The 26,676-nt window shown below is 66.6% G+C and carries 24 protein-coding genes; 22 read left to right on the forward strand and 2 right to left on the reverse strand.

Annotation, left to right across the window (positions count from 1 at the left end):
• Positions 1-100: 100 nt before the first annotated feature.
• The 10 genes from Q0X16_RS04435 (at position 101) to Q0X16_RS04480 (ending at position 10,982) form a co-directional block, all read left to right on the forward strand.
• On the forward strand, positions 101-1,144 hold the full coding sequence (locus Q0X16_RS04435; protein ID WP_297831070.1) for an aspartate-semialdehyde dehydrogenase: 1,044 nt from the start codon (positions 101-103) through the stop codon (positions 1,142-1,144).
• A 145-nt stretch (positions 1,145-1,289) separates the two neighbouring features.
• Positions 1,290-3,287, forward strand: coding sequence for a FimV/HubP family polar landmark protein (locus tag Q0X16_RS04440; RefSeq protein ID WP_297831073.1), 1,998 nt, complete (start codon positions 1,290-1,292; stop codon positions 3,285-3,287).
• Positions 3,288-3,303: 16 nt separating this feature from the next.
• Positions 3,304-4,095: a tRNA pseudouridine(38-40) synthase TruA gene (truA, locus tag Q0X16_RS04445; protein ID WP_297831076.1), complete on the forward strand. Its 792-nt coding sequence runs from the start codon at positions 3,304-3,306 to the stop codon at positions 4,093-4,095.
• Positions 4,088-4,747: a phosphoribosylanthranilate isomerase gene (locus tag Q0X16_RS04450; RefSeq protein WP_297831079.1), complete on the forward strand. Its 660-nt coding sequence runs from the start codon at positions 4,088-4,090 to the stop codon at positions 4,745-4,747. The genes truA and Q0X16_RS04450 overlap by 8 nt, the downstream gene beginning before the upstream one ends.
• Before the next feature lie 223 nt (positions 4,748-4,970).
• Positions 4,971-6,206, forward strand: coding sequence for a tryptophan synthase subunit beta (gene trpB, locus Q0X16_RS04455; RefSeq protein ID WP_297831082.1), 1,236 nt, complete (start codon positions 4,971-4,973; stop codon positions 6,204-6,206).
• Positions 6,207-6,352: 146 nt separating this feature from the next.
• Positions 6,353-6,808: a DUF3144 domain-containing protein gene (locus Q0X16_RS04460; protein ID WP_297831085.1), complete on the forward strand. Its 456-nt coding sequence runs from the start codon at positions 6,353-6,355 to the stop codon at positions 6,806-6,808.
• Complete coding sequence (gene trpA / locus Q0X16_RS04465; protein ID WP_297831087.1) at positions 6,808-7,614, forward strand: tryptophan synthase subunit alpha; 807 nt, start codon at positions 6,808-6,810, stop codon at positions 7,612-7,614. The genes Q0X16_RS04460 and trpA overlap by 1 nt, the downstream gene beginning before the upstream one ends.
• A gap of 42 nt (positions 7,615-7,656) precedes the next feature.
• Complete coding sequence (gene accD / locus Q0X16_RS04470) at positions 7,657-8,550, forward strand: acetyl-CoA carboxylase, carboxyltransferase subunit beta (RefSeq protein WP_297831090.1); 894 nt, start codon at positions 7,657-7,659, stop codon at positions 8,548-8,550.
• A complete protein-coding gene (gene glmM / locus Q0X16_RS04475; protein WP_297831093.1) occupies positions 8,547-9,905 on the forward strand; it encodes a phosphoglucosamine mutase in 1,359 nt (452 codons plus the stop codon). The genes accD and glmM overlap by 4 nt, the downstream gene beginning before the upstream one ends.
• A 123-nt stretch (positions 9,906-10,028) precedes the next feature.
• Positions 10,029-10,982, forward strand: a complete 954-nt coding sequence (locus Q0X16_RS04480) for a 2-oxoglutarate and iron-dependent oxygenase domain-containing protein (protein WP_297831096.1) — start codon at positions 10,029-10,031, stop codon at positions 10,980-10,982.
• A 99-nt stretch (positions 10,983-11,081) separates the two neighbouring features.
• Here Q0X16_RS04480 and Q0X16_RS04485 read toward each other — a convergent pair whose 3' ends face one another.
• Positions 11,082-11,753, reverse strand: coding sequence for a DUF6445 family protein (locus Q0X16_RS04485; protein WP_297831099.1), 672 nt, complete (start codon positions 11,751-11,753; stop codon positions 11,082-11,084).
• Between the two features lie 151 nt (positions 11,754-11,904).
• Here Q0X16_RS04485 and tpiA point away from each other — a divergent pair, with 151 nt between their 5' ends.
• The 8 genes from tpiA to Q0X16_RS04525 all read left to right on the forward strand — a co-directional run bounded on the left by tpiA (position 11,905) and on the right by Q0X16_RS04525 (position 20,582).
• The gene (gene tpiA / locus Q0X16_RS04490) at positions 11,905-12,648 is read left to right on the forward strand and encodes a triose-phosphate isomerase (protein WP_297831101.1); all 744 of its coding nucleotides are present in this window, start codon (positions 11,905-11,907) and stop codon (positions 12,646-12,648) included.
• Positions 12,649-12,897: 249 nt separating this feature from the next.
• Positions 12,898-13,404: a GspH/FimT family pseudopilin gene (locus Q0X16_RS04495; protein WP_297831104.1), complete on the forward strand. Its 507-nt coding sequence runs from the start codon at positions 12,898-12,900 to the stop codon at positions 13,402-13,404.
• Positions 13,401-13,865: a type IV pilus modification protein PilV gene (gene pilV / locus Q0X16_RS04500; protein WP_297831107.1), complete on the forward strand. Its 465-nt coding sequence runs from the start codon at positions 13,401-13,403 to the stop codon at positions 13,863-13,865. The genes Q0X16_RS04495 and pilV overlap by 4 nt, the downstream gene beginning before the upstream one ends.
• Positions 13,862-14,749 carry a prepilin-type N-terminal cleavage/methylation domain-containing protein gene (locus Q0X16_RS04505; protein WP_297831110.1) on the forward strand — a complete coding sequence of 296 codons (888 nt, stop codon included), beginning with the start codon at positions 13,862-13,864 and terminating at the stop codon, positions 14,747-14,749. The genes pilV and Q0X16_RS04505 overlap by 4 nt, the downstream gene beginning before the upstream one ends.
• Before the next feature lie 15 nt (positions 14,750-14,764).
• Positions 14,765-15,304 (forward strand): PilX N-terminal domain-containing pilus assembly protein, encoded by a 540-nt coding sequence (locus Q0X16_RS04510; RefSeq protein ID WP_297831113.1) that lies wholly within the window; start codon positions 14,765-14,767, stop codon positions 15,302-15,304.
• Positions 15,305-15,311: 7 nt separating this feature from the next.
• Positions 15,312-18,683, forward strand: coding sequence for a PilC/PilY family type IV pilus protein (locus tag Q0X16_RS04515; RefSeq protein WP_297831116.1), 3,372 nt, complete (start codon positions 15,312-15,314; stop codon positions 18,681-18,683).
• Complete coding sequence (locus Q0X16_RS04520) at positions 18,683-19,096, forward strand: type IV pilin protein (RefSeq protein WP_297831118.1); 414 nt, start codon at positions 18,683-18,685, stop codon at positions 19,094-19,096. The genes Q0X16_RS04515 and Q0X16_RS04520 overlap by 1 nt, the downstream gene beginning before the upstream one ends.
• A 121-nt stretch (positions 19,097-19,217) precedes the next feature.
• The gene (locus tag Q0X16_RS04525) at positions 19,218-20,582 is read left to right on the forward strand and encodes a replication-associated recombination protein A (protein WP_297831121.1); all 1,365 of its coding nucleotides are present in this window, start codon (positions 19,218-19,220) and stop codon (positions 20,580-20,582) included.
• A 39-nt stretch (positions 20,583-20,621) separates the two neighbouring features.
• Here the strand turns inward: Q0X16_RS04525 and Q0X16_RS04530 are convergent, their stop codons facing one another.
• Entirely contained in the window at positions 20,622-21,200 is a 579-nt protein-coding gene (locus Q0X16_RS04530; protein ID WP_297831124.1) for a Fe-Mn family superoxide dismutase, read from the reverse strand.
• A 106-nt stretch (positions 21,201-21,306) separates the two neighbouring features.
• On the opposite strand from Q0X16_RS04530, the gene grxD reads away from it, so the two are divergent.
• The 4 genes from grxD to Q0X16_RS04550 all read left to right on the forward strand — a co-directional run bounded on the left by grxD (position 21,307) and on the right by Q0X16_RS04550 (position 26,672).
• Positions 21,307-21,657: a Grx4 family monothiol glutaredoxin gene (gene grxD / locus Q0X16_RS04535; RefSeq protein ID WP_297831126.1), complete on the forward strand. Its 351-nt coding sequence runs from the start codon at positions 21,307-21,309 to the stop codon at positions 21,655-21,657.
• Positions 21,654-22,418, forward strand: a complete 765-nt coding sequence (locus Q0X16_RS04540; protein ID WP_297831129.1) for an SDR family NAD(P)-dependent oxidoreductase — start codon at positions 21,654-21,656, stop codon at positions 22,416-22,418. The genes grxD and Q0X16_RS04540 overlap by 4 nt, the downstream gene beginning before the upstream one ends.
• The gene (locus tag Q0X16_RS04545) at positions 22,415-23,008 is read left to right on the forward strand and encodes a YhgN family NAAT transporter (RefSeq protein WP_297831131.1); all 594 of its coding nucleotides are present in this window, start codon (positions 22,415-22,417) and stop codon (positions 23,006-23,008) included. The genes Q0X16_RS04540 and Q0X16_RS04545 overlap by 4 nt, the downstream gene beginning before the upstream one ends.
• Before the next feature lie 349 nt (positions 23,009-23,357).
• Entirely contained in the window at positions 23,358-26,672 is a 3,315-nt protein-coding gene (locus Q0X16_RS04550; protein WP_297831134.1) for a carboxypeptidase regulatory-like domain-containing protein, read from the forward strand.
• Positions 26,673-26,676 lie beyond the last annotated feature (4 nt).

Raw genomic sequence — 26,676 nt, forward strand, 5'->3', positions numbered from 1 at the left:
CCGGCGACTGCCGCCGGGCGCTCGCAACGCGGCCGCGAAGGCCGTTTCGCGAACCGCCCGCCGGTCATGCCGTCGCGTTCCACCTGATCCTCGAGGACGTATGGGCAACAACCGATACAAAGTGGCCGTGGTCGGCGCGACCGGCGCGGTGGGCGAAACCATGCTGGCGATCCTGGCCGAGCGCCAGTTCCCGGCCGGCGCCGTGGTGGCGATCGCCAGCGAGCGTTCTGCGGGAATGCAGGTCGCGTTCGGCGACGACGCGCTGGTGGTCCAGGATCTGGCGACCTTCGATCCGGCCGGAATCGATATCGCCCTGTTCTCGGCGGGAGGCAGCATCAGCAAGGAATACGCGCCGAAGTTCGCCGAAGCCGGCGCGGTGGTGATCGACAATTCTTCCGCCTTCCGCTACGACGACGACGTGCCGCTGGTGGTCAGCGAGGTGAACCCCGAAGCGGCCAGGAACCGCCCGCGCGGGATCATCGCCAACCCCAACTGCTCGACCATGCAGCTGATGCCGGTGCTGGCGCCGATCCACCGCGAGTACGGCATCGAGCGCGTCAACGTCGCCACCTACCAGTCCGTCTCGGGGGGCGGGCGCAGCGCGATGGAGGAACTGGGCCGGCAGACCGCGCAGCTGCTGAATTTCCAGGACATCCAGCCGGCGAAATTCCCGGTGCAGATCGCCTTCAACCTGATTCCGCAAATCGACGAGTTCCAGCCCAACGGCTACACCAAGGAAGAAATGAAGCTGGTCTGGGAAACGCAGAAGATCCTGGGCGACGCCTCCATCCAGGTGAACCCGACCGCGGTGCGGGTGCCGGTGTTCTACGGCCATTCCGAGGCGGTCAACGTCGAGACCCGGCGCAAGATCACCCCGGAGCAGGCGCGCGAGTTGCTGCGCGCGGCGCCGGGTGTCGAGGTGGTGGACGAACAGCGGGCAGGCGGCTATCCGACGCCGGTCACCCACGCCTCGGGCAAGGATCCCGTGTTCGTCGGCCGCATTCGCGAGGATTTCTCGCACCCGCGCGGGCTGAACCTGTGGGTGGTGGCCGACAACATCCGCAAGGGCGCCGCGCTCAACGCGGTGCAGATCGCCGAACTGCTGGTGGTGGAGGGACTGGAGCCCAAAACCCGAACGGCTTGAACTGCCGGGCCGGGGCGGTGGCAGGCGGTGGATCCATACTCTCGGGAATCGTGATGGCCGTTGCAGCGTCGAGCGGTTGGGCTGTCGGAAAACCGCGACAATCTGCTAGAGTCGGCGCGCAGCCGCAGTGGATGATGGAGCCTTCGTGATCGGATTCTTGCGCAAAGCAGCGATCGCCGCGCTGTTGCTGGCCGCCGGCAACGCCTGGGCTTTGGGTCTTGGCCAGATCAAGGTCAAGTCCGGGCCCAACCAGCCTTTGCTGGCTGAAATCCCGATCATCTCGACCACGCCAGGCGAACTTGCGGCATTGCGCGCTCGGCTGGCTTCGCCCGAGACGTTCCGGCGGATCGGCCTGCCTCCGCCCACCGGGGCCGCGGCGGATCTCCAGTTCAGCCTTGGCAGCGATGCGCGCGGCCGTCCGGTGATTCGTGTCACCAGCATCCGGCCGATCGATCAGGCGGTGGTCAATTTCCTGATCGAAGTCGATTGGGGCGAGGGCAAGCTGGTCCGCGAATACTCGGCGCTGGTGGATGCGCCCAACACCGCCAGCGCGCCGGTTGCGCAGGCGGACGTGCAGATGCCGTCGGCGGAGGCGCCGAACCTCGTCCAGCGTCCGGAGCCGTCGGTAGCGACTGTCGAACCGTTGCCGCCTGTGCCCGAAGCCGCCGCGCCGGCTGCGCCCGCACCCGCACCCGCACCGGTCGCCGCGGAATCCCAGGTGCCGGAGACGGATGTTGATGTCGCCACGCCGCCGCCGGTGGCAAGCGCGCCGCCGGCGCCTGAAGTGGCGGCGATGTCGCCTGCACCCGCGGCAACGGCCTCCGCCGAGGACTCGGGGCAATATGGCCCGGTCAAGCGCGGTGAAACCCTGTCCGCGATCGCCGGCGGTCTGGGGCTGCGCAGCACCTTCAGCCTCGACCAGACCATGCTGGCTCTGCTGCGAGCCAACCCCGATGCCTTCCTCGGCGACAACATCAACCGGTTGCGCCAGGGCGCCGTGCTGCGGGTTCCCGACAGCGGCGAAGTGGGGCAAATCGACGCGTCCGAAGCCGGTGCGGTGGTGCGCCAGCAGATGCAGGCCTGGCGCCAGTCGCAGCGGCCGGTGCTGCAGCCGCAGTCCACGGCCGATACGGCGGCCAATACGGCAAACAACGGGAACGCGCGCGCGCTGCGACCTGATGCGGGCTCCACGGCCATGCGTCCCAACGTGGCGGCCATGCCGTCCACCGTCGCGGCGGCCAGTGCCGGCCCGCGCCGTTCCGAAGCGCGTCTGCAGATCATTCCACCCACGGGCGCCACGCCCGCGGCGGGGGCAAATACCGGAACCGGCAATCGGGGTGGGGGAAGCATGTTGCAACAGGAGTTGGCGCAGCGCGACGAAGAAATTTCAGCGAAGACTGCGGAAATCGGAGACCTCAAGGAGCGCGTGGCCGAACTTGAGCGGATTCGCGACGAGCAGAATCGCCTGTTGTCCATGAAGGACACCGAACTGGCCTCCGCGCAGCACCGTCTGGCCGAAGCCAACCAGGTTGCGGCCCAGCCTGCGGCGGCCAGCGCGGAACAGGCGCCCGCCGCGACCCATTCGAATTACAACCTGTATTACATCGGCGGCGGCCTGGGGGTCCTGCTGCTGGGTTTGCTGGTCTGGTTCCTCAGCAAGCGCAACCGGCCCGAGGTCGAGGCCAAGCCGCGCCGCCGTTTCGACCACGACGCCCTGGCGGCGAGCATGCAACGGCTGGATCGCCAGCGCAGTGGCCAGAAATCCGATTCCGAAGCGGCACCGGCACCGGCACCGGCTCCGGCGGAGGAAACGCCTCCTCCTGCCAGCCCGCGTGGCGAGACTCCGGCTTGGCACTCGGGCTGGGTGGTGAAGGGTTCCGTGTCACGTTCGGGAGCGCCGGATTCGGATGCGGCGCCGGCAACCGCGCACGAGCCTGCGCAACCGGCGGCACCGGCGGGCGATTCTGCCGACAACGAGCCGCCCGCCCGCGCCAGCGCCGAGCAGCGCTTCAAGCTGGTCGATGCCTTCATCGACATGGGCGATCGCACGTCCGCCCAGCAATTGCTTGCCGAGTTGCTCAACGATGAAGACGATGCGGTGAGCGAGAAGGCTGGCAAGATGCTGGCCCGCATCATGGGCTGATTGCGAAGCGGCAGGCATGCGCTTCGCGCTGGGGATCGAATACGACGGCAGCGGATTTTCCGGCTGGCAGCGGTTGAGCCAGCCCGGGACGACGGATCCCGACGCCAGCCTGCAGGCGGCGCTGGAGACCGCGCTGTCGCGGGTGGCCGATGCGCCGGTGGCGACCGTGTGCGCCGGACGCACCGATGCCGGCGTGCATGCGCGCTGCCAGGTCGTCCACTTCGACACCGACAGCGTGCGCGATCTCCGTGGCTGGATCCTGGGCACCACGGCCAATCTGCCGCCGGCGCTGGCGGTGCGCTGGTGCGTGCCGGTGGATCCGGATTTCAGCGCGCGGTTTTCCGCCCGTGCGCGTCGCTACCGCTACCGCATCCTCAACCGCAGCGCCCGTCCCGGGCTGGAGCGCCAGTACCTCGGCTGGGATTACCGCCCGCTGGACGCGGAAAAGATGCACGTCGCAGCGCAGGCGCTGCTGGGCGAGCGCGATTTTTCCAGTTTCCGCAGCGCCCAGTGCCAGGCCAGTCACGCCCGCCGCAACCTGCACGACATCGGCGTGCGCCGCAGCGGCGACGAGGTGGTGGTGGAGGTGCAGGGCAACGCCTTCCTGCACCACATGGTGCGCAACATCGTCGGCTCGCTGCTGCTGGTGGGTTGCGGCGAGCGTCCGCCCGAATGGATTGCCGAACTGCTGGAAAGGCGCGATCGCACCCGGGCCGGCCCGACCGCGCCATCGGCGGGTCTGCTCTTTCTCGGTCCGCTCTATCCGCGCCGCTGGGGCCTGCCGGAGGAGGCCTGCCTCGATGACTGACGGTGCCGTCGCCGCGCGTGGATCCGTGCGGATCAAGTTCTGCGGCATGACCCGAGCCGAAGACGTGCGGCTCGCGGTGGAACTGGGCGTGGATTACGTCGGGTTGATCCTCGCGCCACGCAGCCCGCGTCGGCTTGGCATGGCGCAGGCGGCCGAACTGCGAAGCCTGGTCGCGGACCGCAGCGCGGCAGTCCTGCTGCTGATGGACAACCCGGGCGAGAAAGTGCAGCGTGGCGTGGATGCGATCCGGCCCGACCTGCTGCAGTTCCACGGCGCCGAGGACGATGCCTTCTGCGCCCGCTTCGGCCTGCCGTTCCTGAAAGCCATTGCGATGGGCGATGGCGCCGACCCGCTGGTCGAGATGGCGCGATTCCCTTCGGCCTTCGGCTTCGTGCTCGACGGCCACGGTGCGGGACAGGCCGGCGGCAGCGGGCATCGCTTCGACTGGTCGCGCCTGCCGCACGCCTGCGACCGGCCGATCCTGCTGGCCGGCGGCCTGGGGCCGGGCAACGTGGCCGAGGCCATCCAGGCGGTGCGGCCATGGGGCGTCGATGTCTCCAGCGGGATTGAAACCGCCCCCGGGCGCAAGCATCCCGAGGCGATGCGTCGGTTCGTGGAGGCTGCGCGCGCGGCCTCGGATGCAATCGGTTAATCTTGCCCGCGATGCCTCCTTCGAATCGCCACCCCGCGCCCTTCGGCCGCTCGCTGCGGCGCTGGCGGCGCGTGCCCGCGGCGGCGGTCAGATAGCGGTCCGTCGGCGCAACAAGTGCCGATCGCGCGATGACTGCGCGTTTCCCAGAGAGCACCCGTTTCCTCCCTGTTCTCGTCTGCGCATGCTCCGCGCGGCGAACGTCGAATCCCTGGAGTCTCCTTCGATGAATTCCGCAGCCAGTCCGGCCAGTGCCGCGACCCTCGATTTCCACGCCTTCCCCGACGCCAGCGGCCATTTCGGCCGCCACGGCGGCCGCTTCGTCGCCGAAACCCTGATCGGCCCGCTGCAGGAACTGGCCGCGGCCTACGACGCGGCGCGCGTCGATCCGGCCTTCCAGACCGCCTTCGACGCTGACCTGGCGCACTACGTCGGCCGCCCCAGCCCGATCTACCACGCCCGGCGCCTCAGCCGCGAGATCGGCGGTGCGCAGATCCTGCTCAAGCGCGAGGACCTGAACCACACCGGCGCGCACAAGATCAACAACACCATCGGCCAGGCGCTGCTGGCGGCGCGCATGGGCAAGACGCGGATCATCGCCGAAACCGGCGCCGGGCAGCACGGCGTGGCCAGCGCCACCGTGGCCACCCGGCTGGGGCTGGAGTGCGTGGTCTACATGGGCGCCACCGACATCGAGCGGCAGAGGAGCAATGTCCACCGCATGAAGCTGCTCGGCGCCACCGTGGTGCCGGTGACCTCCGGTTCGGCGACGCTGAAGGACGCGCTCAACGAGGCCATGCGCGACTGGGTGACCAACATCGCCGACACCTTCTACATCATCGGCACCGTCGCCGGCCCCGACCCGTATCCGCGCATGGTGCGCGACTTCAATGCCGTGGTCGGCCGCGAGGCGCGCGCGCAGATGCTGGCCGAATACGGGCGGCTGCCCGATGCCATCACCGCCTGCGTCGGCGGCGGCAGCAACGCCATCGGCCTGTTCCACGCCTTCCTCAACGACCCGTCGGTGCGCATCGTCGGCGCCGAGGCCGCCGGGGACGGCATCGAGACCGGCCGCCACGCCGCGTCGCTGGCGGCGGGGCGGGTGGGGGTGCTGCACGGCAACCGCACCTACGTAATTTGCGATGATGACGGCCAGATCGTCGAAACCCACTCGATTTCCGCCGGCCTGGACTACCCCGGCGTCGGCCCCGAACACGCCTTCTTGAAGGACACGGGCCGCGCCGAGTACGTCGGCGTCACCGATGACGAGGCGCTGAAAGCTTTCCACCGGCTGACCCGCAGCGAGGGCATCCTGCCGGCGCTGGAGTCCAGCCACGCGGTGGCGCAGGCGATCAAGCTGGCCAGCGAACTGCCGCAGGACGCGCTGGTGCTGTGCAATCTGTCGGGTCGCGGCGACAAGGACATGCACACGATCGCGGCGCGGGAAGGCCTGACCTTGTAATCCCGTGGGTTCCTGGCCGGGGCTGGGATGTGGCTGTCGCGCGCAGGGCGCGCTCCCACAGGACGCCGGTTCCACGGATTTGGTGGTCGCGCGGATTTGCGCGACAATGCACGATTGTCCCGCGTACTTTCATTCAGGAGTCGGCTATGGCCGAAGAAACCCAATCCCAACTCAACGACGCAACGCAGGCTGACCAGCAGTCGAACCAACTCGATCCGGCGTTCGTGGAAGCCGTGAACGACTATCTGGCCGTTGCCGACAAGCAGACCCAGAAAGTAGGCCCGGGCGGTCCGGCCATGGCGATCATGTTCGCCGCCGCGCGCTTCAACTCCCATCATTTCCTGATGGCGGTCAAGCCGATGTACGCGGCGCAGGAGCGCAAGAACTTCCTCGACCAGTCGACCGAGACGTTCCGCAAGATGCTCAACCAGCATCTGGACGGCATCGGCGAAGAGCGCGGCATTGACGTTGGCGATTCCGAGCTGGTGGATGACTATCTTGCCGCCGGCGTCAAGATCGGTCGCATGAAAGATGCCGCCCAGACCCCGGCCGAAGGCTACGTCGCCGCCGCCCAGCCGACCCCGCCGGCCAGCCAAGCGTAATGACCCGGCTGGATCAGCGGCTGGACGCGCTGCGCGCGGCCGGCCGCAAGGCGCTGGTCCCGTTCATCACGGCCGGCGACCCCTCGCTCGAAGCGACCGTGCCGGTCATGCGCGCGCTCGTGCAGGCCGGCGCCGACGTGATCGAACTGGGCGTGCCGTTTTCCGATCCGATGGCCGATGGGCCGGTGATCCAGCGCAGTTCCGAACGTGCGCTGGCGCGCGGCGCCGGGCTCGGCTACGTGCTCGGCTGCGTGCGCGAATTCCGCCAAAGCGACGCCGACACGCCGGTCGTGCTGATGGGCTATCTCAACCCGGTCGAAATCCACGGCGTGGAGGCCTTTGCGGCCGACGCCGCCAGGGCCGGGGTGGACGGAGTGCTGCTGGTCGACCTGCCGCCGGAAGAAGCGGACGACTACCGCCGCGCGTTTTCCGGGCACGGCCTGGCGCTGGTGTCGCTGGCCGCTCCGACCACGCCGCAGGCGCGCATGGCGCGGCTGTGCGAACAGGCGCAGGGTTATCTTTATTACGTGAGCTATGCCGGCGTCACCGGCGCTGCGCAGCTGGATGCGGCCGACGTCGGTCGCCGCCTGGGCGATCTGCGCAGGCAGGCGCGGGTGCCGGTGTTCGCGGGGTTCGGCATCCGTGACGCCGCCAGCGCGGCCGCGGTGGCCCGGCATGCCGATGGCGTCGTCGTCGGCAGCGCCCTTGTTTCTGGTCTGACGAACGCGTCGGGGCCGGAGGCTGCGGCACAGGCGTCGGCGTTCCTTCGTCCCCTGCGGGCGGCGTTGGACGCCGCCCCGCGCTAGACTTCCGCGCGCCGACCGCAAACAGAGGATGGATCGAATCCGATGAGTTGGCTGAAGAAACTGATGCCCGGCACGGGCATCCGCACCGAAGGCGGCAGCGAGCGCAAGCGCAGCGTGCCCGAGGGCGTCTGGGAAAAGTGCGCCAACTGCAACAGCGCGCTGTACCGTCCCGAACTCGAGGAAAACCTCGAAGTCTGCCCGAAATGCGGCTTCCACATGCCGATCCGCGCCCGCGTGCGGCTGGCGGCGCTGCTGGACGATGGCGCGGCGACGGCCGAGATCGGGGCCAACCTCGGCCCGACCGACGTGCTCAATTTCAAGGATCAGAAAAAATATTCCGATCGCATCAAGGCCGCGCAGAAGAAAACCGGCGAGCGCGACGCACTGGTTGTCCTTGAAGGGAAACTGGCCGGACAGGCGCTGGTCGCTGCCGCGTTCGATTTCGCCTTCATGGGCGGCTCGATGGGCTCGGTGGTCGGCGAGCGCTTCACCCTCGGCGCCGAGCGCGCTCTGGAACTGCGCTGCCCGTTCGTGTGTTTCACCGCCAGCGGCGGCGCGCGCATGCAGGAAAGCCTGTTCTCGCTGATGCAGATGGCCAAGACCTCGGCCGCGCTCGGGCGCCTGCGCGCGGCCGGGCTGCCCTACATCGTGGTGCTCACCCATCCCACCACCGGCGGCGTGTCGGCCAGCTTCGCCATGCTGGGCGATCTGAACCTCGCCGAACCCGGCGCCCTGATCGGGTTTGCCGGCCAGCGCGTGATCGAGCAGACCGTGCGCGAAAAACTGCCGGAAGGCTTCCAGCGCAGCGAATTCCTGCTCCAGCACGGCACCGTCGACCAGATCGTCGATAGGCGTGAACTGCGTACCCGGCTGGCGCGCCTGCTGGCGCTGCTGATGCGGCAGCCGCCCCCCGCAGCCGGCGGAGTCGCGGCATGATCCAGCGCAGGTATTTCGGCACCGACGGCATCCGCGGCCGGGTCGGCGAGGGTCCGATTTCCGCCGATTTCGTGCTGCGCCTGGGCAACGCCTACGGTCACGCGCTGGCCGATGCCGCGCGCGCGCGCCAGGAATGGCGCAAGCCGATGGTGGTGATCGGCAAGGACACCCGCATTTCCAACTACATGTTCGAAGCGGCGCTGGAAGCCGGGCTGGTCGCGGCCGGCGTCGACGTGCAGCTGATGGGGCCGATGCCGACCCCGGCGGTGGCGCACCTGACCCACTCGATGCGCGCCGATGGCGGCATCGTGATTTCCGCATCCCACAACCCGCACTTCGACAACGGCATCAAGTTTTTCTCGGCGCTGGGCGAAAAGCTCGACGATGCGACCGAACTGGCCATCGAAGCCGCCCTTGACCAGCCGTTCCGCACCGTGGAATCGGTCGCGCTGGGGCGGGCGGTGCGCACACGCGATGCCGTCGGCCGCTACGTCGAGGCCTGCAAGAATTCGGTGCCCAAGGGCTTCCACCTCAACGGCCTGCGGGTCGTCGTGGACTGCGCGAACGGGGCCACTTATCAGCTGGCGCCGCTGGTGCTGCGCGAACTGGGCGCGCGCGTCGATGCGATCGGGATCGAACCGAACGGGCTGAACATCAACGACGGCGTCGGCTCGACCCATCCGGAAGGCCTCGCCCGACGCGTGCTCGAAACCGGCGCCGATCTCGGCATCGCCTTCGACGGCGACGGCGATCGCGTCCTGTTCGTCGATGACAAGGGCCAGGTGCGCGATGGCGACGGCATCCTCTATCTGCTGGCCTGCGACTGGCAGGACAGCGGGCGGCTGCGCGGGCCGGTGGTCGGCACGCTGATGTCGAATTTCGGTTTCGAACAGGCGCTGGCGGCGCGGGGGATCCCGTTCCTGCGCGCCAACGTCGGCGACCGCCACGTCCACCAGATGCTGCTGGCGAACGACGGCATGCTCGGCGGCGAGGCCAGCGGCCACATCCTGTGCCTGGACCGCGCCAATACCGGCGACGGCATCGTCAGCGCGCTGCAGGTGCTGGAGGTGCTGCAGCGGCGCGGTCTGACGCTGTCCGAGGCGCTCGCCGACCTGCACAAGGTGCCGCAGAAAACCGTCAACGTCCGCTGCGCGGGCGCTTCTGCAGCAGTATCGACTGCTGAGGTGCAGGCGGCGCTGGCACAGGCGCAGCAGGCGGTGGTCGGTCGCGGCCGCGCCTTCCTGCGGCCCTCCGGCACCGAGCCGGTGGTGCGGGTCACGGTCGAGGCCGACGATGCGGCCCTGGTCGATGCCACGCTGGCCACGCTGGCTGATGCCGTCCGCGCCGTGGCCTGAGCCGCAACCCGCCTGCGCCGAAGCCTTGTTCGCAAGCATTCGATCCGGCTTCCCCTGCCGCTGCTGCCGGGTTCACAATGCGCGATCGGGCGGCCACTGTCGCCGCCGCTGAAGGACACGCGCATGACTTCGCAGATCCCCACCTTCGACATCCGGCGCTTCACCCATCCCGGCGATGCCGCCGAACGTCAGGCCTTCGTCGACGACCTCGGCGCCGCCTACCGCGAGTGGGGCTTTGCCGGCATCCGCAACCACGGCATTCCGCAGGCGCAGATCGACGCCGCCTATGCCGCGTTCCGGGCGTTCTTCGCGCTGCCGAAGGACGCCAAGATGCGCTACCACGTCCCCGGCGGCGGCGGCGCGCGCGGCTACACCCCGTTCGGGATCGAAACCGCGAAAGGCTCGCAGTTCTTCGACCTCAAGGAGTTCTGGCATATCGGCCGCGAGCTGCCCGACGATGCGCCGCAGCGCGACGTGATGCCGCCCAACCTGTGGCCCGCGGAGGTGCCGGAATTCCGTTCCGCCGGGTACGGGCTGTATCAGGCGCTCGACGCGCTGGGTTCGCAGGTGCTCTCGGCGCTGGCGCTGCACATCGGTCTGCCGGCCGATTACTTCGCCGACAAGACCGACCACGGCAACTCGATCCTGCGCCCGCTGCACTATCCGCCGATCCCCGAGGGCGACATCCCCAACATCCGCTCCGGCGCGCACGAGGACATCAACCTGATCACCCTGCTGGTCGGCGCCAGCGCCGAGGGACTGCAGGTGCTCTCGCGCAAGGGCGAATGGGTGCCGTTCACCGCGGACGCCGACACCATCGTCGTCAACATCGGCGACATGCTCCAGCGCCTGACCAACCACGTCTATCCATCGACGACCCACCGCGTGGTCAACCCGCCGGGGCCGAACGCGCGCCAGCCACGCTACTCGGTGCCGTTCTTCCTGCACCCGAACCCGGAATTCCTGATCGACGTGCTGCCGTCGTGCGTCACGCCGGATAACCCCAGTCGCTATCCCGAGCCGATCACCGCACAGGGCTATCTGGAAGAACGCCTGCGCGAGATCAAGCTGATGTGAGCCAACCGGGACGCCGCAAGGCGGTCGGCTTTGGCGTAGTCCAGCCGGCTTCGGTGGCAGATCAGCGTTCGCGTGCCGGTGCCGCTCGGATTCCCGGACTCACCCCATCCAGAAGAACACCGCAGCCATCCGCTCATCCGCCAGCACATTGCCGAAGTAGGCGGTGGCGCTGTGGATCATCGCCGCGCTGTAGAGCAGCAGCCGGTTGAAGCGATTGGGCACCCGCAAGTCCTCGACGAACGAGCCGGGCGGGACGAAGCGCGTGCCCAGCGCTTCCACCAGATTGTTGTGTGGCGCGGTGACGGTGTTGCCGCCCAGCTGACCTGTCGGCATCCGCTGGCGGAAGAAGCTGGTGCCGCAGTGCTCGGGAGCCTCCGGCGTGAGATAGAGCACCGCCGCATAGCGGCACAGCGCGCGCGAATCCGTATGCGGGCGCGCCCCGGCTTCCCTGGCGCCCACCACCTGCACGCAGTTGTGGTTCAAGGTCTTGCCTTCGGGCGTGGACTGCACCCACAGCTTGCGCGCGCCAGTGGCCTGGCGAACGCGTTCTTCCACCAGCGCAAGTTCGTCACCCTCCAGCGCCGGGATCGCGCGCCGCCCCGGCCAGCTTTCGCCGGTATGCGGGAAGCCCAGCGCCCAGTCCTGCTTGTCCAGACAGCGCGCGCGCACTTGCGCGGCATCCGGAAGAATGTCATCGAACACCCAGTAATCGCGCCCCTCGGTGGGCTTGCGATAGGGCAGGGTGCGCAGCATTGGCGTGGGACGGTTCATCGCGGAATGACTCGGTTTGTTCGGGTTTAATTCGATCATCTGAAGAACCCGATCGAATCGGCATGGGTCGGACTCGGCAGGGCCGGAAAAGTTCGGGGTGAACTTTTTCAGGGTTGCCTTAAACTGTACGCTTTCGCATCAGGAAGCGCCCATGCGCCGCAGGATCGTCGCCGGAAACTGGAAACTGCACGGAACCCGCGCCTTCGCCGATGCGCTGGTGACGGCGATCGCCACCGCGATCCCGCAGGGCGTCGAACTGGTGGTGCTGCCGCCATACCCGTATCTGGGCGAACTGGTCGCCCGCTTTGCCGGCACCGGGCTGGCGTTCGGCGCACAGGACGTGAGCTGTCACGACAAAGGCGCATTCACCGGCGAGGTGTCGGCGGCGATGCTGGCCGACCTCGGCGCGCGCCATACCCTGGTCGGACATTCCGAACGGCGCCAATACCACGCGGAAAGCAGTGAACTGGTGGCGCGCAAGTTTGTCGCGGCGCAGGCGGCCGGGCTTGTTCCGATCCTGTGCGTGGGTGAAAGCCTCGACGCACGGGAGGCCGGACACACCGAAGACGTCATCGCCAGCCAGCTGCAACCGGTGCTGGAACTGGCCGGCGCGGCGGCGTTCGCCACCGCCGTGGTGGCCTACGAACCGGTCTGGGCGATCGGTACCGGCCGCACCGCCAGCCCCGAACAGGCGCAGGCCGTCCACGCCTTCATCCGCGCGCAGGTGGCCGCCCGCGATGCCGCCATCGCTGCCACATTGCCGATCCTGTACGGCGGCAGCGTCAAGCCCGACAACGCCGCCAGCCTGTTCGCCCAGCCCGATATCGACGGCGGCCTGATCGGTGGCGCCGCGCTGGTGGCCGACGACTTCCTCGCCATCGCCCGGGCCGCTTGAACCTTTTTGCTCGTCATCCCCGCGAAGGCGGGGGCGGGGATCCATGGACGTTGACCCATCGAACATCAACGTCCTTGGACTTGGGTTCTTCTCCTCCCGGAACGCCCCGGTCAACCGCTTGACCCCACGAACCGCCCGCCTGTCGCCGATCCGTGGCATTGGTGCATACTCGCGGCTAATGTGCCTAGTGCCTGAAACGGGGGCGATATGCTGCAACGCAATAAACATCCGGAGGGGACGCCAAACCCTGTGCCAGGGCGTCACGCATCGCGCGGCTTCACCCTGGTGGAGCTGATGGTGACGGTGGCGGTGATCGCGGTGATCGCGGCGGTTGCGGTTCCCAACATGAGCACGATCATCAAGCGCAACCGTCTCAAGAGCCAGGCCGAAGACGTGATGGGCACCCTGCAATTGGCGCGTTCGGAAGCGATTCGCACCAACGCGCGGGTCACCGCCTGCGCGTCCGCCGGCGGAATCACCTGCAGCACGGGTGCGCAGCGTTTCGTCGTCTTCGATTCGAACAATGCCATCGTGCGCGAGGTGACCATGCCCGCAGACGTGCAGCTCAGCGGGCCGGCGGCGGGCCTCGTGTTCCGCTCCACCGGACGGATCGACCCGAGCCTGCCCGCAGCGGATCGCGTCTTCGTGGTCTGCATTCCCGATGCCGCCCTCGGCGAGAACCAGCGGGAGATCAGCGTGGCCCTGGGGGGCGCGTCCACGAGTACAGCCGTGAACGGCGGAGGGAGCTGCCCATGAACCGACCGATTTCATTCCCGCGCGCGCAGCGCGGCCTGAGCATGATCGAAGTGCTGATTTCCGTGCTGGTGCTCGCCCTCGGGCTGATGGGCATGGCGGCGATGCAGGCGCTGGCGCTGCGCGGCGGTCAGAGTTCGCTGGAATCCTCGCAGGCGGTCATGGCCGCCAATTCCATCATCGAGGCCATGCGCGCCAACCGCGCCAATGCCGCCAGCTACGTTTTCGATGGCACCGTCAACTGCGCTTCGGTTCCGGCGGCTGGGTTGTCGCTGGCGACCTGGGATATCCACCAATGGACGGTGCAGCTGAAGACCGCCATCGGCAACGATCCCGCGGATACGGGCACCTGTGGAAGCATCGCCCAGGTGGGCGGCGGTGTCTATGAAATCACCGTCCAGTGGGACGACCGGCGCGCCGGCGGCGGCCAGACCCGGCGTCTGACCACGAGGGCCACCCTATGAAGCGGCTTCATGTCCGGCATTCGGCGCAGGGCTTCAGTCTGATTGAAATGATGATCGCCCTGCTGCTGGGTCTGATCGTCCTTGGCGCGGCGTTTGTCCTGTTCGTGGGGAACCTGCGGACGTTCAATTCCAACGACGGGCAGAACCGCGTGCAGGAAAACGCGCGGGTGGCCTATGAAATGCTGGCGGCCGACGTGCGTTCCACGGGAACCACGGCCTGCACCAGGGAGTCCTCGGTGCGCGGAACGGACAGCAACAGCGATGCGTTCCGCTCGCCGCTGGACGGGACCTCCAGCAGCCTCACGATGGTCGGGGTCGACGAGATGGCCTACCGCGTCGATCCGAACAACAGCGATGCCAGCCACGTCACCCTGCTGGATGCCACGCCCGCAGCTTCGGACATCTTCAACGTCAACGACGTTCTGATGATCTGCAACGGCTCCATGACCGGTTTCGCCACCGTCAATTCCATCAGCGGGCAGCAGATCAATTTCACCACTCCGCTGGCGTTCAACCCGGTCGATACCGTGGGGGCCTCTCGGGCCAGCATCTCGATTGGCCGCCTGCGTACGACCACCTGGTCGGTGGCGCCCAACGGCGGCCCGACCGGAAGCTCGCTGTACGTGGATCTCAACGATGGCGCCGGCAACCAGGAAGCCGCGGTCGGCATCCAGCCGTGGACGCTGCTTTTCCACCAGACGCAGGGCGGCAATCCGAACGTGTACGCGCCGGCAACGGGGGCCTCGTTCAACTACCAGAACGTGGATGCCGTGAACATGCTCATCCCCATTCGCGCCATCATCCCCGGGAACGCGCCGGGGGAATCCAACCAGGTGAATCGGAATCTCGCCGCCACGGTTGCCATCCGCAACCGTGTGCCCTAGTCGCGCAGGTATGCCATGAACAGATCGTCCCAATCCCAACGCGGTGTCTCCCTGCTGGTCGTGCTGATCCTGCTGGTGGTGATGTCCGTGCTCGGCATTGCCGTCATGCGCAGTTCGGTCATGCAGGAACGCATGGCGGCCAACCTGCGCGACCGCAGCCTGACCACGCAGGCGGTCGAAAACGCGCTGGCGTTCGCCATGAACTCGCTGGAGACCGATCCTATGAATGGCGTGACGAACGACCCGCCCGAAACTTCCACCGATTGCCCGATCTCCGGATCCAATATCATCTGTGGCCCACTTGCACAGACGCCAGCCGTGGGCAGTTCGGCCTGGATCAACGGACCTACATTGAATGGCGTCAGGACGGAATACTGGATCCAGTATCTGGGTCGGAATCAGGCATTCCAGGAAAGCGGTGGCGTGGTCCCCAACCCGGGCAGCCAGCAGACCGGCCCGCTGTTCCGGATCACCGCGCAAAGGCACCACAACCAGCCGGAACGTGCCGCCGTCACGCGTCAAACCGATGTCATCTACAGCATGCCACGCCTGTGAGCCCGTCATGAAGACCAAGAACATGGCCCGTATCAATGTCTGCAGTCGCCGCTCCTGGTGGAGCCTGCCGCTGGCCTGCCTGGCCACCCTGCTGTCGATGCCGGTGACCGCGGCGACCTTCGCGGTGCCCATCCCGGGCGATCCGCTGACCGCCGGCGCGCGCGTGCCGCCGAATATCCTGTTCGTGCTGGACGACTCGGGGTCGATGGCCTTCAACTACATGCCCGACAGCGTGCCGCCACTCAGCGTCATCAGCAATAGACTGGCCTATACCCGCAATTCGCTGTCCTACAACCCGAACATCGACTACCTGCCGTGGACCAGGGCCGACGGCAACCGGATGACCGGGGGCACCAGCTACTACGCCGCCTATGGCAGCTTCAATCTGGTGGGCGGCAGCACGATTGACTTGTCCAATACCAGCAGTTGCAGGCAGTTCAACTACAACAGCAATTCCACGACGGATGAGGGCGTTGGCACGAATGTCTGCGGCGGCGTGCAGACCTTCTATGTGCCGAAGGATCTGACGGACACTTCGGAAACGTATTTGAGCAATGGCTACAACTACTACCGCTATCAGATCCATGCCGACGGCGTGATCGTACGCAGCTGGTATGGGGCCCGCAGTGGCTCCAGCCCCAATTACAACCGGGGCTTGTCCGGCCGCGGTTGCAGCACGAATACGGGCAACCAATGGCGCGAATGCACCCAGGTGACCCCGACCGGGCGCAGCGAAGCCGATGAGCGCACCAACTACGCGACGTGGTTTTCCTACCACCGCACCCGCATCAAGGCGGCCAAGGCCGGCGCCAGCGCCGCGTTCTCGCCGCTGACGCGTGACGTGCGCGTCGGTTTCCGCACCATCTGGGGGCGCGGTCCCAACCATTCCAACCCGATTCCGGTCACCAAGGATGAAGGGCGGTTTGCCAACGACGGCGGCTCCACCAACCGCAACGACTGGTATGCGTCCCTGTTCTCGATCATCGGCTACAACGGCACCCCGCTGAAAGGGGGGCTCTACCAGGCCGGCAAGTATTTCGAGAACCAGACGGCCACCGGACCTTACGGCCCCGAGCCGCAAGCCGACCAAATCAGCTGCCGGCAGAACTTCACCATCCTGACCACCGACGGCTACTGGAACAACGACAGCGGCTATACGGCCGTCAATGAGCAGGACGACAACAACGGCTCGACCATCACCGGGCCGGGCGGCAAGAGCTACACCTACACGCCGAAGACGCCGTACAGCAGCAGCGACGGCAATACCCTGGCCGACGTGGCCATGTATTTCTGGAAGCGCGACCTGCGCACGGATCTGACCAACAACGTGCCGACCAGCACCACCGACGACAGCCACCCGAAGCTGGGGGACCCGGCGTTCTGGCAGCACATGGTGACCTTCGGGATTTCCATCGGTCTGTCGGGGACTTCCGGGATTGGCTCGGTGGATGACGTGCCGCAGAACATGTCCTGGAGAAACCCGAACGACACCGAAGACAACGACCGCATCGACGACCTGCTGCACGCGGCGGTCAACGGGCACGGCACCTTCGTGGCCGCCACCAGCCCCGACGAGTTCACCCAGGGCCTGCAGTCGGCGCTGGCCACGATCGCGCAGCGCACCAGCGCGGCGTCCAACGTCGCCACCAGCGCCTTCCAGATCCGCTCCGGCGGCAAGGTCTTCAATGCCGCCTACATCGCCGGCAAGTGGACGGGCACCATCAACGCCTGGAATCTGGATGCCAACAACACGCCGTCCTCGCTCGCCTGGGCCAGTTCGGTGCCGAACTACAACGTGCGCAAGGTGTTCACCCGCGAGAGCAATGTCGGCCAGACTTTCCCGACACCCACCCAAATCGCGGCCCTGACCCGTACCGGCGGCCCGGTCAACTTCCAGGTGACCGGCGTGAACAACGCCAATTACCTCAAGGGTGATGCCAGTCAGGAGAAGCGCAACGGCGGCCTGCTGCGCGACCGTCCCAACAATTCACTGGGCGATATCGTCAACTCCTCGCCGTTCTACGTGGATGACACCCAGACCCTCTACGTCGGCGCCAACGACGGCATGATGCACGCGTTCAACGTGGCCGACGGCAAGGAGCTGTTCGCCTATGTGCCGGGACTGATCAAGATGGCCGATCTTTCCATGCTCAGCCGCGGCGATTACGAAAACTCCCACCGTTGGTACGTGGATGGCCCGATTGCAGTGACGGATCGCAAGCTGACGCCAAGTGCCAACTATCTCGTAGGCTCGCTGGGGCGTGGCGGCAAGGGAATGTATGGGCTGAATGTCACCAATCCCGCGTCCTTCGGCAACGCCGACGTCAGATGGGAGCTTGCCGAAACGGCCGGAAACAACATGGGCATGGTGACCGGGCGCCCGGCGCTGGCACTGGTCAACACCTCGCCCACGGCCAAGACGGCGGCGGCCATCGTCGGCAACGGCGTCAACAGCACCAACAACAAGGCGGTGCTGCTGGTTGTCAATGTCCAAACCGGTGCGGTGATCCGTGAGATCAATACCGGCGCGGGCAGCGCGTCCCAGCCCAACGGGCTGTCTGCCCCGACGGCGATCCTGGGCACTGATGGCAAGTCGGTCGACTATGTGTATGCGGGCGATCTGCTCGGCAACGTGTGGAAATTCGACCTGACTGCATCCAATCCCTCGAGCTGGACGGCCAAGCTGTTGTTCCAGGCGAAGTCCGCCGATGGTACGGGTGTCCCGCAGCCGATTACCGGCGGCGTGACGATTGCCACCAATCCGGTGACATACAAGCGCTGGGTCTTCTTCGGTACCGGCCGGTTCATGACGGTGTCGGATACCAACGACAAGGCGCCGCTGATGCAGGGGATCTACGGGTTTGAAGATACCGATGCCCAGTTGCAGTATTCGGATCTGGTCAAGCGCACCATGATCAATACCGGCGCCACCCAGAGCGGCTATCCGGTGCGGACCTTCGAACCCAAGGCGGATCTCAACCCGGGAGCCAAGGGCTGGTATGTGACGTTGCCTGCCGGCGGTGAACGCATCATCCAGGATGCGCAGCTTCTGGCCAATGCACTGGTGACGGCCAGCATGATCCCGGAGAGCAACGTCTGCGATGCCACGGGTACCGGCTACATCAACGCCGTGGATGCGTTCACCGGCACCAGCCTCGGAACCTCGCTGTTCGATCTCAACAATGACGGCAGCACGACCGACAACAATGTCGGCGGGGTTGCGGTTGGATCCGTGGACGTGGGCGTGGGCATGCCGACGCTGCCGATCTTCATCGACGGGCAGATGATCGTCACGGGCTCGGCCGGCAGTCTGGCGACCACCCGCACCCACCGCAGCATCTGGCGCACGGTGTCGTGGCGCGAATTCAGGAAGGATTGATGGACATGACCAAGCAACGTCCGGCCCAGAGGCACAGCGCGGGTTTCACCCTGATCGAGCTGCTGGTGGTGGTGGCGATCATTGGCGTCCTTGCGTCGATCGCCTATCCGTCCTACGTGGATCACGTCCGCCGGACCCGCAGGGTGGCGGCGGAGGCCTGTCTCTCCGCCGTGGCCCAGCAGCTGGAACGCTGGTACACGACCAACATGACCTATGTCGGGTTCGCGCCGGATTTCGGGGCGTGCGATCAGAAAGTCACGAACGAGTTCTACAACGTCGTTCTGCCTACGCCTACGGTCCGGGCCTATACCCTGACGGCGTCGCCGATAGGGCCGCAGGCTGGCGATTCCTGCGGAACCCTGAGCCTCGACCAGGCGGGAACCAAGAGCCCGTCCACGAGCGGCTGCTGGTAACCCCGGCCGGATGCGGCAATTCCACGACAAACCCGCCGAAAGGCGGGTTTGTCGTCATGGCCGTCGTGGCGAAGGCAGGCGCGTCGCACCGCCTGCGACGCCGCGCCCGTACAATGCCTGGATGGGCGTTTCGCGCAAATCATCCGGTTCGCTGGATCTGCCGATCGGCGCTGCCGACGCCGAGGCGCTGCGGCCGCTGGCCGAGCGGATGCGGCCGCGCACGCTGGATGAAATGGTCGGCCAGCCGCGCCTGCTGGCGCCGGGGTCGGCGCTGCGCAAGGCCATCGAAGCCGGACGGCTGCACTCGATGGTGCTGTGGGGGCCGCCGGGCTGCGGCAAGACCACGCTGGCCCTGCTGCTGGCCCGTCACGCCGAGGCCGAGTTCGTCGCGATTTCTGCGGTGCTCTCCGGCCTGCCGCAGGTGCGCGAGGTGCTGGCGCGGGCGCAGGCACGCTTCGAGGCCGGCGAGCGCACGCTGCTGTTCGTCGATGAGGTGCACCGGTTCAACAAGATCCAGCAGGACGCCTTCCTGCCGCACATCGAACGCGGCACCATCCTGTTCGTCGGCGCCACCACCGAAAACCCCTCATTCGAACTGAATTCGGCGTTGCTCTCGCGCTGCCGCGTGCACGTGCTTGATGCGGTATCCGCCGAGGACATCGCCATGGCGCTGCGCCGTGCCCTTGAGGATCACGAGCGCGGACTGGGTGGACTTGATCTCAAAGTTTCCGATGCGGCGCTGGCCGAAATCGCCGCCGCCGCCGACGGCGACGTGCGCCGTGGCCTGACGCTGCTGGAAATCGCCGCAGACATCGCCCAGCAGGAGGGCGGGGAGGTCACCACAGCCACCTTGCACCAGGTGCTGGCCGACCGCACTCGCCGGTTCGACAAGGGCGGCGAGCAGTTCTACGACCAGATTTCGGCCCTGCACAAATCGGTGCGCAGCAGCCATCCGGACGCGGCGCTGTACTGGCTGGTGCGGATGCTCGACGGCGGCGCCGACCCGGCCTACCTCGCGCGGCGCATGACCCGGATGGCGGTGGAAGACGTCGGTCTGGCCGATCCGCGCGCGCTGCAGATGGCGCTGGAGGCATGGGACGCTTACGAGCGGCTCGGCAGCCCCGAAGGCGAACTGGCGCTGGCGCAAGCCGTGATCTATCTGGCCAGCACCGCCAAATCGAATGCCGGCTACAAGGCGCTGGGCGCCGCGCGTCGCGACCTGCGCGAATTCGGCACCCAGCCGGTGCCCATGCACCTGCGCAACGCGCCGACCAAGCTGATGAAGGAACTCGGCTACGGCGACGGCTACCAGTACGACCACGACGTCGCCGGCGGAGTGGCGCTGGATCAGACCGCCTTCCCTGAATCCATGGGCGAACGCGCCTACTACCACCCGGTGGCGCGCGGGCTGGAAATCAAGCTCAAGGAAAAACTCGACGCGCTGCGCGCCGCCCGCGCCAAGGCGCAGCGCGGGCGGAAAACCTAGCAGCGTTCCAAGTGCAGGAGCGGCCCATGGCCGCGATCCTCACTTCATCTGCGACGCGGCAAAGTCCCAGTTGACCAGATTCCAGAACGCTTCGAGGTACTTCGGGCGGGCGTTGCGGTAGTCGATGTAGTAGGCGTGTTCCCACACGTCGCAGGTCAGCAGTGGCGTGTCCTGCCCGGTCACCGGCGTGGCGGCGTTGGGCGTGCTCGCCAGCGCCAGCGTGCCGTCGGGACGCTGCACCAGCCAGGCCCAGCCGGAGCCGAAGGTGCCGACGGCGGTCTTGGTGAACTCTTCCTTGAACTTGGCGAAGCTGCCGAAGGCGGCATCGATGGCCTCAAGCAGCTTGCCGGTCGGCTCGCCGCCGCCGTTCGGCTTCAGGCAGTTCCAGTAGAAGCTGTGGTTCCACACCTGCGCGGCGTTGTTGAACATCCCGCCCTGCGCCTTGCGGATGATCGCGACCAGATCGAGATCGGCGAACTCGGTGCCCTCGATCATCTTGTTGAGGTTGGTGACGTAGCCCTGATGGTGCTTGCCGTAGTGGAAGTCGATTGTTTCCGCGGAAATGTGCGGTTCCAGCGCGTTGTGGGCATAGGGCAGGGCAGGCAGTTCGATGGCCATGGGCGGATTCTCCATTTGCATGGGTGGGAAGGGCGGCCGTGGCCGCGCGACGCATTACAATGACGGATTGTAGCGGGCGATGCCGTGGTCGCCCCGTGAAGCGGCCATGCCGCGAACCTGCAGGAGTCCAGTGGTGCCGACCGTGAGCGAGCGCATTCGCGCCGAAATCGACAGCCATCCCGTCGTGCTGTTCATGAAGGGAACGCCCGAGTACCCGATGTGCGGCTATTCGAGCCGCGCCGTGCAGGCGCTGCAGGGCGCGGGCGCCGAGGAACTGCACACGTTCAACGTGCTGGAAGACCCGGAAATCCGCGCCAACCTGCCGCGCTTCTCCGACTGGCCCACCTTCCCGCAGCTGTACGTGCAGGGCGAGCTGATCGGCGGCTGCGACATCATCGTCGAACTGGCCGAATCCGGCGACCTGGCGCGCATGCTCGCGGACGTGCGCAAGCCGTGAGTGCGCAAGACAGCCTGAAGGATCGCGTCGTCCTGATCGCCGGCGCGGCCGGCGGTCTCGGTTCCGCTGCTGCCGTGGCCTGCGCTGCGGCCGGCGCCAGCGTGATCCTGCTCGGGCGCAAGGTGCGCGCGCTCAACAAGGTGTACGAATCGGTCAAGGCGGCCGGTCCCGATCCCATGCTCTATCCGATGGATCTGGAAGGCGCCGTGCCGGACGATTTCGATCAGCTTGCGCAGGCCATCGACGGCGAATTCGGTCGCCTCGACGGCCTGCTGCACTGCGCCGCCGAATTCCGCGCGCTGACCCCGCTGGCGCACACCGATCCGGCTGACTTCGCACGCGCCATCCACGTCGACCTGACCGCGCGCTGGTGGCTCACCCAGGCCTGCCTGCCGCTGCTGGCGAAATCCGACGCCGGCGCCGCGGTGTTCGTGCTCGACACGCCGGAAAGGCGCGGCAAGCCCGGGGCCGCCGGCGCCTTCTGGGGCGGCTATGGCCTGGCGCAAAGCGCGCAGGCGGCGCTGGTGCCGATGCTGCAGGCCGAACTGGGCGCCTCCGGACCGCGCATCTCCGGCCTGCGCCCCGGCCCGATGCGCACGGGACTGCGCGCCGCCGCCTACCAGCTCAACGTCGATCCCGAAGCGCGCCCCGCCGCCGACTACGCCCCGGCCTGCGTGGAACTGCTGGCCGCCACCGGCGCCGCGTGGCGCGGGAAGATCCGCGATCTTCAGGAGCCGCTCGCAGTGGCCGATCCGGCATGACCATCACCTCGGCCGCGCTGCTGCTGTTCTTCATCCTCGATCCGCTGGGCAACATCCCGGTCCTCCTCGGCCTGTTCAAGGGGATTCCGGCCGCGCGCCAGCGCCGCATCCTCGCGCGCGAGCTGGTGATCGCGCTGGTGGTGCTGATGCTGTTCCTGTGGGGCGGCCAGCACGTCCTGTCGCTGATGCACCTGCGCCAGGAATCGGTGTCGATCGCCGGCGGCATCGTGCTGTTCCTGATCGGCCTGCGGATGATCTTCCCGACCGCCGAAGGCGTGATGGGCGACGTGCCCGGCGGGGAACCCTTCATCGTCCCGGTGGCCATCCCGATGATCGCCGGCCCCTCGGGCATGGCCGCGGTGATGCTGCTGGGCAGCCAGCACCCGGCGCGGATGGGCGAGTGGATGCTGGCCCTGGCCCTGGCCTGGGGTGCGACCGCGCTCATCCTGCTGTGCGCGCCCTGGCTGCAGAAACTGCTGGGCAACCGCGCCCTGACCGCCGTCGAACGGCTGATGGGCATGGTGATCGTTGCGCTGTCGGTGCAGATGTTCCTCGACGGCGTGGCCAGCTATCTGCATCCGCCGGGCTGAGACAGCCGGAAGCCGGGAGCCGGTTCCAAAGGACTCAGGCCCAGTACTCGCCGGCTGCGCGAGGCACGATGGCTCCAACGATGTGCCTCCACATGGACCCTCATATTCCCGTCATTTCAGCCGGTCAGCATCCCTGCGTACGCCTCGCGTGAGGCCGTGCGGCAAGCCGGATACATGATCCAGGGCACGTTCGCGGGCTTCAGGCCGTGTTAAACTTCCGTAACGGCGTACCCGTGCGTACGGCGTAGGGGTTGCATCCGATTTCGTCCCACGATGCCTGTCGGCGGTACCAGTGCAGCGTGCGGGGCGTGTCGGGCTCTTTATTCCGTCCATCTCCAGAGACCACACAATGAATCGCAAGAATCGCGTCCGGCTGTCGAAGCTCTCGCTGGGTCTGATCGTCGCGCTCGCCGCGGCCCCCGTGTTCGCGCAAAGCACCTCGTCCGGCGTCGGTGGTTTGGTGACGGGCGCCAACGGCCAGCCTGTGGCGGGTGCCCAGGTGACGATCACCCATGTCGAGTCCGGCACGGTCAGCCGTGCCGTCACTGACGCCAGCGGTCGCTACAACGCCCGCGGCCTGCGCGTCGGCGGTCCGTACACGATCACCGTCACCAAGGAAGGTGAGGGGACCAAGACCGAGGAGAACGTCTACCTCGACCTGAACCAGGTGTCCACCGTCAATGCGACCTTCGGTACGGCTGGCGCCACTGAGCTGGGGACGGTGGTGGTACTCGGGAATGCGGGCAATGTCTTCGACCAGAACAACAAGGGCACCGGGACTTCGGTCAGCGGGCGCCAGCTCGAGACCGCGGTCAGCGGCAATCGCTCGCTCGACGACATCGCGCGACTGGATCCGCGGATCACCGTCACCGACCAGAACGACGGTTCGATTTCAGTCGCAGGCCAGAACAACCGCTACAACAACATCAGCGTGGACGGTTTGTCCGTCAACGATCCGTTCGGCCTGAATTCGAATGGCCTGGGCTTCACCGGATCGCCGATCTCGGCGGACACCATCGCCGCCTACGACATCAAGATTTCCGAGTTCGACGTCGGCACCGATTCCGTCGGCGCGAACATCAATGCGGTCACGCGTTCGGGCACCAACGAGTTCCACGGCTCCCTGTACTACACCTTGACCGATGCCGGGAGCATGGTGGGTCGCCTCGGCGGTCCGCGCTATCGCGGGTTCGACCAGAATCGCACCTGGGGCGTCACCTTGGGCGGGCCGATCGTCAAGGACACCCTGTACTTCTACCTGAGTGTCGAGGATCAGAAGATCGACGGCATATCCGGGGTCGGCGCCGATGCCGTCAGCAACGGCATCCTGACCGCGCAGCAGGTCAATGAAGTTGCCGCGGCATTCGATGCCATCGGCATCAAGGCCGGGACCTACGGTGCCGCGACGTCCGTCGCCCTGCAGAACCGGCGTTATCTGGCCAAGTTGGACTGGAACATCAACGATAACCATCGCGCCAGTTTCACCTACCAGCGCACCGAGGAAACCAAGCCGACGCCGTACGCCAGCTATGCGCGCGCCACCAGCGCCATCCTGCCCAGCAACTGGTACACCGTCTCGACCACCACCAACAACTACTCGGTCCAGTTGTTCAGCGACTGGACGGAAAACTTCAGCACCGAGCTGAAGATCGGCTACCAGCGATTCCTCGGAAACAACGGTGCTGCGGTCAACCAGCCGGAAGTCTTTGCGTGCTTCACGGCGGTCGCTTCGCAGTGCGCCAACTATGCCCCGAACTCTTCGGCGCCGTGGGTCATCGGCGGTGAGGATCGCTATCGTCATGAAAATTCGATCGACAGCACCCGGGTCACCGGCAGCCTGATCGGCACCTATTACGCCGGCGATCACGTGATCAAGGCGGGCGTGGATTTCCTGAGCAACCGCGTCGCCAACGTCTTCGGCCAGCTGTTGAACGGCTCCTACGGGTTCATCGACAAGAACGGCAATGGCACGCCGGTGGACGAGATCCTCGCGGGCAATTACAACACGTTCGTCAAGAATTACCTGCCGACCGGCGTCACCCTGGGCGATATCGCGGGCACCTGGAAGTACACCCAGATCAGCCCGTTCATCCAGGACACCTGGCAGGTCAACGACAACCTCTCGCTCATGTTCGGCCTGCGCCTCAACTCCCCGCGGGCCGATCACGCCCCGCCGGTGGCCATTGAGAGCACGACCAATCCTCCGCCGGGCACGACGCCGGGTTCGCCGGTCTGGGAAAGCCGCTTCGGCTATACCAGCGGGACGACCCTGGGCTCGAAGAATCGCGTCTGGGAACCGCGTTTTGCCTTCAATTACACCTTCGACACCCAGCGTCACATGCAGCTTCGTGGTGGCATCGGCCTGTTCCAGACCGTGCCGCCCTACGTCTGGCTGACCAACCCTTATACCAACAATGGTGTCACCTCGACCAAGCAGTACACGAGCTCGAATCCGGCCGCCGATCCATTCAGCCCGGATCCGAACAACCAGCCCGGCCCGACGGCTGCTGCCGCAGGACAGTGCGCGACCAACGCGACCTGCCAGATCGACGTGCTTGACCCGGACTTCAAGCTGCCGACGGCCTGGAAATTCAGCCTGGGCTACGACGTCGAACTGCCCTGGGGCCTGGTGGGCACCCTGGAATATCAGCGGATCAAGGCGCGTGATGCCATCGATTACCTGATCCCGAACGTGGGCGTGCCCAAGGGCAAGCTGCCCGACGGCCGCGATTCCTACTGGGTGACGTATCCGAACCCGAGCCCGACCCAGATCGGCAGCGGCACCAACAACGGCAAGTTCCCTGAAATCAACACCCGTTCGACGCTGCTGACGAATACCAGCGGCGGCCACACCGATGTGTTCACGATGTCCGTGAGCCGGGCCATGTCGAACGGTTTCAGCGGCAATGCCAGCATCACCTGGACCAACAGCACCGAAGTCAATCCGGGAACCTCGTCGCAGGCGTATTCCAATTACAACTATGTTGCCCGCGTCAATCCCAACGATTCGGTGGAGGCCGCTTCGCGTTTCGAGATCCCGCTGTCGTTCAAGGCTTCGTTGAACTGGGAGCGCGCGTTCTGGGGCGACAACAAGACCTCGGTCTCGCTGTATTTCAACGCGCATTCCGGCCAGCCCTACAGCTGGACCTTCGGCACCGACGTCAACGGCGATGGCGTCGCCAACGTGGACCTGGCCTACATCCCGCTGGTCAACGATCCGATCGTCACCTACAAGCCCGGAACGACGGCCGCCCAGATCCAGGCGTTCCAGGACTTCATCGAAGGCGATGCCTACCTGCGCTCCCACCGGGGCCAGATCGCCCGCCGTAACGCCGCGCACCAGCCGTGGGTGCAGCAACTGGATATCGGATTCCAGCAGGAGTTCCCCGGTTTCTTCAACGGCAACAAGATCGTGGTACGGCTCGACATCTACAACTTCTTGAACATGCTGGACAAGGACTGGGGCCAGCAGGATGGCGTCGGCTTCTTCGGGACCCGTCGTCTGGCCAACGTGGCCGATGTGACGGGTGGCCAGTACGTCTATGACCTTGGGTCGCCGACCAGCCCCAGTTGGCAGCAGTTTGGCACCTATGACACCTACGCCAACCCCGCGCGCGTGATTTCGCGCTGGCAGGCGCTGCTGACGATCCGCTACAAGTTCTGATTCG

It is taken from the genome of Thermomonas sp. (assembly GCF_025993755.1).
Classification (GTDB): Bacteria; Pseudomonadota; Gammaproteobacteria; order Xanthomonadales; family Xanthomonadaceae; genus Thermomonas.

What these genes read in the sequence shown, in the direction of transcription:
- trpB (WP_297831082.1), top strand. Translation starts at nt 4,971, where the DNA reads ATGAATTCCGCAGCCAGTCCGGCCAGTGCCGCGACCCTCGATTTCCAC.
- Q0X16_RS04550 (WP_297831134.1), top strand. Translation starts at nt 23,358, where the DNA reads ATGAATCGCAAGAATCGCGTCCGGCTGTCGAAGCTCTCGCTGGGTCTG.
- Q0X16_RS04505 (WP_297831110.1), top strand. Translation starts at nt 13,862, where the DNA reads ATGAAGCGGCTTCATGTCCGGCATTCGGCGCAGGGCTTCAGTCTGATT.
- Q0X16_RS04450 (WP_297831079.1), top strand. Translation starts at nt 4,088, where the DNA reads ATGACTGACGGTGCCGTCGCCGCGCGTGGATCCGTGCGGATCAAGTTC.
- Q0X16_RS04460 (WP_297831085.1), top strand. Translation starts at nt 6,353, where the DNA reads ATGGCCGAAGAAACCCAATCCCAACTCAACGACGCAACGCAGGCTGAC.
- Q0X16_RS04485 (WP_297831099.1), bottom strand. Translation starts at nt 11,753, where the DNA reads ATGAACCGTCCCACGCCAATGCTGCGCACCCTGCCCTATCGCAAGCCC.
- trpA (WP_297831087.1), top strand. Translation starts at nt 6,808, where the DNA reads ATGACCCGGCTGGATCAGCGGCTGGACGCGCTGCGCGCGGCCGGCCGC.
- truA (WP_297831076.1), top strand. Translation starts at nt 3,304, where the DNA reads ATGCGCTTCGCGCTGGGGATCGAATACGACGGCAGCGGATTTTCCGGC.
- Q0X16_RS04520 (WP_297831118.1), top strand. Translation starts at nt 18,683, where the DNA reads ATGGACATGACCAAGCAACGTCCGGCCCAGAGGCACAGCGCGGGTTTC.
- Q0X16_RS04510 (WP_297831113.1), top strand. Translation starts at nt 14,765, where the DNA reads ATGAACAGATCGTCCCAATCCCAACGCGGTGTCTCCCTGCTGGTCGTG.
- pilV (WP_297831107.1), top strand. Translation starts at nt 13,401, where the DNA reads ATGAACCGACCGATTTCATTCCCGCGCGCGCAGCGCGGCCTGAGCATG.
- Q0X16_RS04480 (WP_297831096.1), top strand. Translation starts at nt 10,029, where the DNA reads ATGACTTCGCAGATCCCCACCTTCGACATCCGGCGCTTCACCCATCCC.
- tpiA (WP_297831101.1), top strand. Translation starts at nt 11,905, where the DNA reads ATGCGCCGCAGGATCGTCGCCGGAAACTGGAAACTGCACGGAACCCGC.
- Q0X16_RS04515 (WP_297831116.1), top strand. Translation starts at nt 15,312, where the DNA reads ATGAAGACCAAGAACATGGCCCGTATCAATGTCTGCAGTCGCCGCTCC.
- accD (WP_297831090.1), top strand. Translation starts at nt 7,657, where the DNA reads ATGAGTTGGCTGAAGAAACTGATGCCCGGCACGGGCATCCGCACCGAA.
- Q0X16_RS04435 (WP_297831070.1), top strand. Translation starts at nt 101, where the DNA reads ATGGGCAACAACCGATACAAAGTGGCCGTGGTCGGCGCGACCGGCGCG.
- glmM (WP_297831093.1), top strand. Translation starts at nt 8,547, where the DNA reads ATGATCCAGCGCAGGTATTTCGGCACCGACGGCATCCGCGGCCGGGTC.
- Q0X16_RS04525 (WP_297831121.1), top strand. Translation starts at nt 19,218, where the DNA reads ATGGGCGTTTCGCGCAAATCATCCGGTTCGCTGGATCTGCCGATCGGC.
- grxD (WP_297831126.1), top strand. Translation starts at nt 21,307, where the DNA reads ATGCCGCGAACCTGCAGGAGTCCAGTGGTGCCGACCGTGAGCGAGCGC.
- Q0X16_RS04530 (WP_297831124.1), bottom strand. Translation starts at nt 21,200, where the DNA reads ATGGCCATCGAACTGCCTGCCCTGCCCTATGCCCACAACGCGCTGGAA.
- Q0X16_RS04545 (WP_297831131.1), top strand. Translation starts at nt 22,415, where the DNA reads ATGACCATCACCTCGGCCGCGCTGCTGCTGTTCTTCATCCTCGATCCG.